Origin of the sequence: Micromonospora arida (genome assembly GCF_003857035.1) — a bacterium.
In the GTDB taxonomy this organism is placed as follows: Bacteria; Actinomycetota; Actinomycetes; order Mycobacteriales; family Micromonosporaceae; genus Micromonospora; species Micromonospora arida.
Genome location: NZ_QGSY01000260.1, coordinates 1 through 9438, shown reverse-complemented (window position 1 = coordinate 9438; position 9438 = coordinate 1). Strand labels below are relative to the sequence as shown.

Below are 9438 nucleotides of genomic sequence, written 5' to 3'. Positions count from 1 at the left end.
GTGCGGACAGGTACTCCAGCCGCAGGCGCGCGGCGGGTGGCCCCGAGACGGGCCGGTCGGAGGCGGGCGAGACCGGAGCGGCCGACACCGGCCGGTCCCAACCGGTAGCGGCGGGGGAGACGGGGGCTGCTGACACCGGTCGGTCCCAGCCACGGCTGGCGGGGGAGTCGGGTGCCGGCGACACCGGTCGTTCCGGTGAGGCTGGGGTGGCTGACACCGGTCGGTCCCAAGCGGGTGAGACGGGCGCTGGCGACACCGGTCGTTCCGGTGAGGCCGGGGTGGCTGACACCGGTCGGTCCCAAGCGGGTGAGACGGGTGCCGGCGACACCGGTCGTTCCGGGGAGACCGGTGGGACCGGCATGGCACGGCCGGAGGCGGGCGGCGCCGTCGCGGCCGGACGTGCCTGTCGCTCGTCGTACCGTGCCGGCGTGGCCGCCGGCCGGTCGGGCCGGGCGGCCGGCCGCGACGCGATGCCCGGCTCGGCGCCGCGGTACGGGTCTGTGGTGCGGTGCGGGTCAGGGCTGCGGTACGGGTCAGGGCTGCGGTACGGGTCCGCTGTGCGGTGCGGGTCGGGGCTGCCGTGTGGGTCGGTGCGGTGTGGGTCGGTGCGGTGTGGGTCGGGGCGGTGGCCGGGCTCCCGGGTGCGGTCCGAGGTGCGGTCCTGGCGCACCGGACCCGGTGCTGGCCAGGGCAGACTGCCGTCCGACCGTTGGCCCGGCTGTGGCCGGGGCTCGCGGTACGCGTCCTCACGAGGCGCGTCCTCGCGGTACCCGTTGTCGCGGTACCCGTCCGGGCGGGCCTGCTCGCGGGGTCGCCGATCCGGGTACGCCTCGGCGCGGGCCGCCGCCTCACGGGGCTGCTGCCGGTGCGGGTCGGTGTCAGGCCGCCGCCGGTCGTCGTCGAGGCGGGGCTGATCGGGCAGGTCCGCCTCGGGGCGACGCCGTCGTCCACCGTTGGGCGAGGGCGCTGCGCCGATCCCCTCGTCCGCGCGGTAGCGCGACTCCGGGCGGCGCAGGTCGGACTCCGGGCGGCGCAGGTCGTCGGCGGCCCGGTCCGGGTACCCGTCGGCGCGGTATCGCGTGCGGCCGTCCACGGATGCCCACGGGTCGGCCGCGTCGGCGATGCGGCCGTCGTGGTCGCGGGTGGGTCGGACGCCGTACCCGTCGCCGGTGTGCCGTTCGTAATCAGCGGCCTGTCGTTCCGGTGTGCCGCGCCGACGTGGTGTGTCGTCCGGCTCGGGCACCCAGCCGGGTTCGGGCCGGGGCGCGGGGGAGACCGGCGGCGTGCCCCGGTAACCCCGATCCCGCTCGGTGGGCTCCTGCCGGGGACGGCGGCTGTCGTACCGCTCGGAGGTGGGCTGGTCCCGGTGCCAGGCGGCTTCCCGCGCCGGCCCCCGCTCGTCGGCGGGGCGTCGGTCGGACCAGGCGGTACGTCGGTCCGACTCGGGCGAGCGGCGGTCGTCGCGGCGGGGTGGCTCGGGCAGCGGACGACGGTACGGCTCGTGGTCGTAGTGACGGGAGTCGGCGCTGTCGGACCGGCCGTGGGCGGAGGTGTCCGCCGAGCGCTCGTCGCCGCGGAGTCGGCCGTAGGCCGGTGTCTCGCCCGGCTCGTCGTCCACCCAGGAACGGCCGTGAGGTGCCTGTTCCTCCGGTGGTTCGTCGGACCAGGACCGACCGAGGTAGGTGCCGTCCGGGCGGGTGGGCGCCAGCGGTGGCACCTCGGCGCGACCGGACACCGTCGCGCGGCCGCGCGGTGGCGGCTGATGCGGCATGCCGATGTCGCCGGCGTAACGCTGGCCGGGGAACTGGGGGTGCCACTCGGTGGTCGGCTCGACCACCCAGGACGGTTCGTTCGGGTCTGACCACCGGTCGGTGTAGCGGCCGTTCATCCGTCGAGCCCGTCGCCACACCCGGCCGCTGGGCCGATTCTCGCCGGGGGTGAGGTGTCCGCAGCCGCCGTCGGGTGTCCGCTGGGCGTCCGGTCGCCGCCTGCCACGCCCCGGTGGCCGGCTCGCGTCCGCTCGCTCACGCGTTGTCACCTCGTTGCAAATTGTCGCGCTGGGGCCGCACGTGCCGGTCAGATCGCCGCTCCGGCAGGCCGTAGCTGCGGATGGAGGGTAACGGCGTGGGCTCGCTCACCGCCACTGTGGTGCCGTCCACCGGCGCAAACGTTATCCCATTGGTTTCGGACATTTGACCCTATAAGCGAATCTGACGTCGACGATACCGCACTCGAAGACCACCCGACTGCGGCGGGATCGCCGTCCTCGTTCAGGGGTGCTCCATGATGAGGACGGCGAACGTACCGGGAGCGAGCGCCTCGTAACGGTGCGGGGCGTCGCCGGGGAACGTGGCGTAGTCGCCGGGTTCGAGTTCGACCGGTGTCGCCTCGGGCCCCACCCTCAGCCGGCCGGCAGCGACCACCACGTGCTCGATACTGCGCGGGGTGTGTCCCTGCCCGGCTCGGACCGCGCCCGGCTCCAGCCTGATCAGGTAGACGTCCCGGCGCAGATGCGCCGCGCCGGCGCTGAGCAGCGTTCCGCTGAAGTCGGCCTGCTCGGAGCGGACGTGCGGCCCGTCCCCGGCCCGGATGACCCGTACGCCGTCGTCGACGGGCTCCACCAGTCGGCTGAACGGCACACCGAGTGCGACGCCCAGCGCCCAGAGCGTCTCCACGCTCGGGTTGCCGGTGCCCGACTCCAGTTGGGAGAGGGTGGACTTGGCCACCCCCGCCCGGCGGGCCAGCTCGGTCAGCGAGATGCCGACCCGTTCCCGCTCCCGGCGCAGGGCGACGGCGATGGTGGCCAGCGGGGCAGCCGGTTCCGAGGGCATGCCTTCGCTCCATTGGGTCGAACGTTCGGTGTGGCGAACAACGACAACCCGTTCAGCATGATGAACGCGCGGCAAGATCCGCGCAGATACGGCGAAACTGCTGCCTCTGATATGTCTGAGGCAGCAGTTTCGCTGATGTTGCGCGGGTCTCGCGGGTGCGGGCGCCAGGGTGCGGCGTGGGAGCCCGGGGGTCAGACCTTGTCGCCCAGCTTGACCTGGGGCGCCGGAGCGCGCATCCGCCGGAAGGTGATCGACCGCATGACCGCGTAGAGGAAGAGCGAGCCCATCCGCTGGCCGGTCTTCGGGAAGCGCTCCCGGACCAGCTTGCTGATCTTGCGGCAGATCAGCACCGAGTCGACGACCACGCCCAGCGCCAGCGCGCCCCAGAGCACGTTGGAGATCAGCCGGACCAGCGGCGGCATGGCCGCGTTCGACCCGACCAGCACGATCAGCGCGCCGCCGAAGAACCAGGTGCCGACGGTACGCCGGGAGTCGACCACGTTGCGGGCCAGCAGCCGCTCCGGGCCACGGTCGCGGGGGCCACCCTCGCGGCGGAACTCCGACGCCGCCTCGGCGCGCAGTTGACGGCGGCGCTCCCGCTCCTCCTCCTTGGTGAGGGGACGAGTGGGGCCGGCCGGGCGACGGCCGGCGGTCGGCCGCTTGGGCGTCTCCCGACCCTTGGCCGGGGTGTAACCCCGGGGACGCTCAGCGGTCTCCTCGGGGGTCACCGAGGTGACGGCCTCGTCGACGAGGTCGGTGGACTTGCGGCGAAAGAGCGACGGCACGCGGCAAGGGTAGCCAACGGTCCGTGCCCGGTGCACATCGCGGTACAGCGGCCGACGGCTCCGGGTCGCAGCGCGACCTGGAGCCGTCGTAGTCGAACGATGGGGTGACCGAGGTTACGGACGCTCGGTGTGCGCGCCCAGGTCGGCGAGCTTCGCCTCGAAGTCCTCGTAGCCCCGGTTGATCAGGTCCACGCCGTACACCCGGGAGGTGCCCTCGGCCGCGAGCGCCGCGATCAGGTGGCTGAACCCGGCTCGCAGGTCCGGGATGACCAGGTCGGCGGCGTGCAGCTTGCTCGGCCCGGCGATCACCGCGGAGTGCTTGAAGTTGCGCCGGCCGAAGCGGCACGGGGTGCCGCCGAGGCAGTCCCGGTAGACCTGGATGTTGGCGCCCATCGAGTTGAGGGCCTCGGTGTAGCCCAGTCGCTGCTCGTAGACCGTCTCGTGGACGATCGACAGGCCGCGGGCCTGGGTCAGCGCCACGACCAGCGGCTGCTGCCAGTCGGTCATGAAGCCGGGGTGCACGTCGGTCTCCAACGCCACCGCGTTCAGCTCGCCACCCGGGTGCCAGAAGCGGATGCCGCCCTCCTGGCCGGGGTCGCCCAGCTTCGGCGCGCGGGCGTCGGTGACCTCGTACTCGCCGCCGACCGAGCGGAAGACGTTCAGGAAGGTCATCATGTCGGCCTGCTGTGCGCCCAGCACCTCGACGTGACCACGGGTCGCCAGGGCGGCGGCCGCCCAGCTCGCCGCCTCGATCCGGTCCGGGATGGGCCGGTGGGTGTAGCCGTGCAGCTTGGGCACGCCCTGAATCTCGATCACCCGGTCCGTGTGGACCTTGATGATCGCGCCCATCTTCTGCAGGATGCAGATCAGGTCGATGATCTCCGGCTCCACCGCGGCGTTGCGCAGCTCGGTGACGCCCTCGGCCATCACGGCGGTCAGCAGCACCTGCTCGGTGGCGCCGACGCTCGGGTACGGCAGGGCGAACTTGGTGCCGTGCAGCCCGTTCGGCGCGGACAGGTGCAACCCCTCGGGCCGCTTCTCGACGGTGGCGCCGAACTCGCGCAGCGCCTGCAGGTGGAAGTCGATCGGGCGCGGGCCGATGTGGCAGCCACCCAGATCCGGGATGAACGCGTGCCCGAGGCGGTGCAGCAGCGGGCCGCAGAACAGGATCGGGATCCGGCTGGAACCGGCGTGCACGTTGATCTGGTCGGTGCTGGCGCTCTCCACGTTCGCCGGGTCGAAGACGAGCTCGCCGTCCTCGGTGCCGTCGGTGACCTTGACGCCGTGCAGGCCGAGCAGACCTCGCACCACCTCGACATCACGGATCTTGGGCACGTCGAACAGTCGGCTCGGGCTGTCGCCGAGCAACGCGGCGACCATCGCCTTCGAAACCAGGTTCTTCGCGCCGCGCACGCGGATCCGCCCTTCGAGCGGAGTACCTCCGTGCACAACCAGGACGTCGTCGGTCAACGCAACCTCCAGCGCGTCGGGTGCTGCCGTGTTGATGGTGGGGCGCCTGAACGTTGTCGCTACCCCGGATGCGGCCATGTCGAAACGGCCCGCGTGTGTCGTCGCTTGGGCAGCATAGCCCTCGGTGACGAAAAAGGACTCGGTCACATCGGCGTGTGTGGCATTAATCGGTGATCCGGCACTTTTGCGTACCAAGAGCGCTACGGATCGTGATCAGGACGCCGTCGGTGGCGGAGTGTCCGCGCCGGGCAGCGCGAGCATCTGATCAAGCGCGACCCGGGCGTGGTGCGCGGTGTCGGCGTCCACCGTGATCTGGTTGACCACCCGGCCCGCGACCAGTTCCTCCAGGGCCCAGACCAGGTGCGGCAGATCGATCCGGTTCATCGTCGAGCAGTAGCAGACGGCCTTGTCCAGGAACATGATCTGCTTGTCCGGGTGCGCCAGCGCGAGCCGGCGGACCAGGTTCAGCTCGGTGCCGAGCGCCCATGCCGAGCCGGCCGGAGCCGCCTCGATCGTCTTGATGATGTATTCGGTGGACCCGACGTGGTCGGAGGCCGTGACCACCTCGTGCCGGCACTCTGGGTGGACCAGGACGTTGACCCCGGGCACGCGCTCCCGTACGTCGTTGACGCTCTCCAGGGTGAACCGGCCGTGCACCGAGCAGTGCCCCCGCCACAGGATCATCTTGGCGTCGCGCAGCTGCTCCGGGGTGAGCCCGCCACCGGGCTTGTGCGGGTCGTAGAGCACGCAGTCGTCCAGCGACAGGCCCATCTCCAGCACCGCGGTGTTACGGCCCAGGTGCTGATCCGGCAGGAAGAGCACCTTCGACCCCTGCTCGAAGGCCCAGTCCAGGGCGCGCTTGGCGTTGGACGAGGTGCAGACCACGCCGCCGTTGCGGCCCACGAAACCCTTGATGTCGGCCGAGGAGTTCATGTACGTCACCGGCACGGTGTCGCCGGCGATGCCCAGCTCGGTCAGCGTGTCCCACGCGGCCTCGACCTGGCCCAGCACCGCCATGTCCGCCATCGAGCAACCCGCCGCGAGGTCGGGCAGGATCACCCGCTGGCTGTCGGTGGTGAGGATGTCGGCGCTCTCGGCCATGAAGTGCACGCCGCAGAAGACGATGTACTCCGCGTCCGGGCGGGCCGCGGCCTCCCGGGCCAGCTTGAACGAGTCGCCGGTCACGTCGGCGAACTGGATCACCTCGTCGCGCTGGTAGTGGTGCCCCAGCACGAAGACCTTGCTGCCCAGCTTCGCCTTCGCGGCGGTGGCACGGGCCACCAGATCCGGATCGCTGGGCGCCGGCAGGTCGCCCGGACACTCCACGCCGCGCTCGGTGTGGGGGTCGCTGCCCCGGCCGAGCAGCAGCAGAGCCGTCGCCGTGTTGGAGGGTTCCACCCAGGTCGAAGTCACGTAGCCCATGGTCCCACAGCGCGAGCGCGACGCAGCCTCGCTCGGTGTGGGCTGCCACACTGCTCGGCATGCGCGTGCTGCTCTGCCCGGACAAGTTCGCCGGCACCCTGTCCGCACCGGAGGTGGCCGCCGCCGTCGCCGCCGGTTGGCGCACCGTCACCGACGGAGACGATCTGCTGATCCGGCCCCTTGCCGACGGCGGACCGGGCTTCGTGGAGGTGCTCGCCGAAGCCCTCGGCGGCCGGCGCGTGGCGGTGTCGACGGTCGACCCTCTGGGCCGGCCGGCGGCCGGTGAGATCCTGCTCACCGCCGACGGCTCGACCGCCTACCTGGAGAGCGCGCAGGCGTGCGGCCTGCACCTGCTCTCCGCAGCCGAGCGCGACCCGAAGACCACCACCTCGTACGGGCTGGGTCTGTTGGTGGCCGCCGCGGTGGAGAGCGGTGCCCGCACGGTGGTGATCGGGCTGGGCGGCTCCGGCACCAACGACGCCGGCGCCGGAATGCTCGCCGCGCTGGGCGTGACCCCCCTCGACCAGGGCGGTGCCGCGCTGCCGTACGGCGGGGCGGCGCTCGCCGCGGTCGACGCGCTGGACGGCGCGCCCCGGCTGCGCGGCGTCCGGCTGGTCGCGGCCACCGACGTGGACAACCCCCTGCTCGGCCTGCACGGCGCCAGCAACGTGTTCGGCCCGCAGAAGGGCGCCGACCGCGCCGACGTGCTGCTGCTCGACGCGGCCCTGGAGCGTTTCGCGGCGGTGCTGGAGGAGGACCTGGCCGGCTGCCCGGTGGGGCTCGGCGCGCTGCCCGGAGGCGGGGCCGCCGGTGGCATCGGCGCGGCGCTCCTCGCCCTGGGCGGCGACTGCGAGTCGGGGATCGGCCTGGTCACCCGGGCCACCCGACTCGACACCGCGCTGGACACCGCCGACCTGGTGATCACCGGTGAGGGGTCGTTCGACCACCAGTCGCTGCGCGGCAAGGTCGTCGCCGGGGTGGCCGGCGCCGCCCGCGACCGGGGAGTGCCCTGCGTGGTGGTGGCCGGGCAGGTGAGCACCGGCCGGCGGGAGGCCGCCTCGGCCGGGGTGACCGACGCGTACAGCCTGGTGGAGCACTTCGGCGGCGAGGAGGGCGGCGGGCTCGACGCGGCGCTGAGCCGGCCCGCGGAGGGGTTGCGCGAACTGGGTGCCCGGCTGGCCCGGCAGTGGAGCCGCTGAGCGTCCCGACCGCCCGTGCGCCCGCCCCGATCGGGGGCCGACCTGCGGCGGGGGCAACGCCACGCGGGTGAGCCCGGCCAAGGCGGCGTACGATCGGTTGAGGACCACAACCGGGAATCACTGGACGGCGCGCGACGTTGGCCAGTGCGTCCGGACCCAAACCGCGCAGGGAGACTTCCACGTGACCACGCCAGCGCAGACCGAGTCGACCGAGGCCAAGGCCCCTACTTCCGTCGTCCTCACCGACGTCGCGGCGCAGAAGGTCAAGGCCCTGATCGAGCAGGAGGGCCGCGACGACCTGCGGCTCCGCGTCGCCGTGCAGCCGGGCGGCTGCTCCGGCCTGCGGTACCAGCTCTTCTTCGACGAGCGTTCGCTCGACGGTGACGTCGTGACCGACTTCGGTGGTGTCGAGGTCGTCGTCGACCGGATGAGCGCCCCGTACCTTTCCGGCGCGACGATCGACTTCGCCGACCGGATCGACGCCCAGGGCTTCACCATCGACAACCCCAACGCGGGCAGTTCCTGCGCCTGCGGTGACTCGTTCAACTGAGTCACACCACACACCAGCGACGATGGGGCCGTTCTTCGGGACGGCCCCATCGCCGTACCGGTCGGCTGTCGCACCGGTCCGGGAGCGGTCCCGAAGGGGCCGTGGCGGGCTGGTTGCCGTTGTCCGACCGAGCGGTGACCATCGGGTTGCCGTCCCGGTAGGCTGACCGCGCCCTGCTCCCGACCCCGAGGGTTGACATGAAGATCGCCGTCACCGGCTCGATCGCCACCGATCACCTGATGAGCTTCCCCGGTCGCTTCGCCGACCAGCTCATCGCCGATCAACTGCACAAGGTGTCCCTCTCCTTCCTGGTGGACGACCTGGTGCTCCGCCGCGGCGGCGTGGCGGCGAACATCTCCTTCGGGATGGGTCAGCTCGGGCTGCGCCCGGTGCTGCTCGGCGCGGTCGGCGCCGACTTCGCCGACTACCGCTCCTGGCTGGAGCGCCACGGGGTGGACTGCGACTCGGTGCACATCAGCGAGGTGGCGCACACCGCCCGCTTCGTCTGCACCACCGACACCGACATGTGCCAGATCGCGTCGTTCTACGCCGGTGCGATGAGCGAGGCCCGCAACATCGAGCTGGCCCCGGTCGCCGACCGGCTCGGCGGTCTGGACCTGGTGCTGGTCGGCGCCAACGACCCCGAGGCGATGCTGCGCCACTCGGCCGAGTGCCGCACCCGCGGGTACGCCTTCGCCGCCGACCCGTCCCAGCAGCTCGCCCGGATGCCCGGCGAGGACGTGGTGGCGCTGATCGAGGGCGCCGAGTACCTGATGACCAACGACTACGAGAAGTCGCTGTTGCAGAGCAAGGCGCAGCTCAGCGACGACCAACTGCTGGACCTGGTCAAGGTGCGGGTCACCACGCTCGGCAAGCACGGTGTGGAGATCGCCGGGCGCGGCATCGACCCGATCCACGTACCGATCGCGCGGGAGATCCGCGCGGTCGACCCGACCGGCGTCGGCGACGGCTTCCGGGCCGGCTTCTTCACCGCGCTCTCCTGGGGCCTCGGCCTGGAACGCGCCGCCCAGGTCGGCTCGCTGCTGGCCACGCTGGTCCTGGAGACCGTCGGCACCCAGGAGTACGACGTCCGCCGCGACCTGTTCGTCAAGCGGCTCGCCGAGTCCTACGGCGACACCGCCGCGGAAGAGGTCCGCCCCCACCTCCTCCCGGCGTAACCC

7 protein-coding genes and 1 pseudogene are annotated in these 9438 nt (G+C 72.4%); 3 read left to right on the top strand and 5 right to left on the bottom strand.

Translation table 11 applies throughout. The features are described 5' to 3' along the window. From DLJ58_RS26010 to nadA, 5 genes and pseudogenes are all read right to left on the bottom strand, one after another. A pseudogene (locus DLJ58_RS26010) lies at nt 1–1888 on the bottom strand (hypothetical protein); the annotation flags it as partial. Between the two features lie 382 nt (nt 1889–2270). After that, a complete protein-coding gene (locus DLJ58_RS26005) occupies nt 2271–2831 on the bottom strand; it encodes a helix-turn-helix domain-containing protein (RefSeq protein ID WP_124860149.1) in 561 nt (186 codons plus the stop codon). Between the two features lie 191 nt (nt 2832–3022). Further along, the gene (locus DLJ58_RS26000) at nt 3023–3616 is read right to left on the bottom strand and encodes a DUF3043 domain-containing protein (RefSeq protein ID WP_124860147.1); all 594 of its coding nucleotides are present in this window, start codon (nt 3614–3616) and stop codon (nt 3023–3025) included. A 114-nt stretch (nt 3617–3730) separates the two neighbouring features. Next, entirely contained in the window at nt 3731–5086 is a 1356-nt protein-coding gene (gene murA, locus DLJ58_RS25995; protein ID WP_124860145.1) for a UDP-N-acetylglucosamine 1-carboxyvinyltransferase, read from the bottom strand. 213 nt (nt 5087–5299) lie between these two features. Further along, nucleotides 5300–6499 carry a quinolinate synthase NadA gene (nadA, locus tag DLJ58_RS25990; protein WP_124860143.1) on the bottom strand — a complete coding sequence of 400 codons (1200 nt, stop codon included), beginning with the start codon at nt 6497–6499 and terminating at the stop codon, nt 5300–5302. 68 nt (nt 6500–6567) lie between these two features. On the opposite strand from nadA, the gene DLJ58_RS25985 reads away from it, so the two are divergent. The 3 genes from DLJ58_RS25985 to DLJ58_RS25975 all read left to right on the top strand — a co-directional run bounded on the left by DLJ58_RS25985 (nt 6568) and on the right by DLJ58_RS25975 (nt 9435). Further along, nucleotides 6568–7707, top strand: a complete 1140-nt coding sequence (locus DLJ58_RS25985; RefSeq protein WP_124860151.1) for a glycerate kinase family protein — start codon at nt 6568–6570, stop codon at nt 7705–7707. A gap of 181 nt (nt 7708–7888) precedes the next feature. Beyond that, nucleotides 7889–8257, top strand: a complete 369-nt coding sequence (erpA, locus tag DLJ58_RS25980) for an iron-sulfur cluster insertion protein ErpA (RefSeq protein ID WP_091407494.1) — start codon at nt 7889–7891, stop codon at nt 8255–8257. Nucleotides 8258–8454: 197 nt separating this feature from the next. Beyond that, a complete protein-coding gene (locus DLJ58_RS25975; protein ID WP_124820724.1) occupies nt 8455–9435 on the top strand; it encodes a carbohydrate kinase family protein in 981 nt (326 codons plus the stop codon). Nucleotides 9436–9438: the final 3 nt, after the last annotated feature.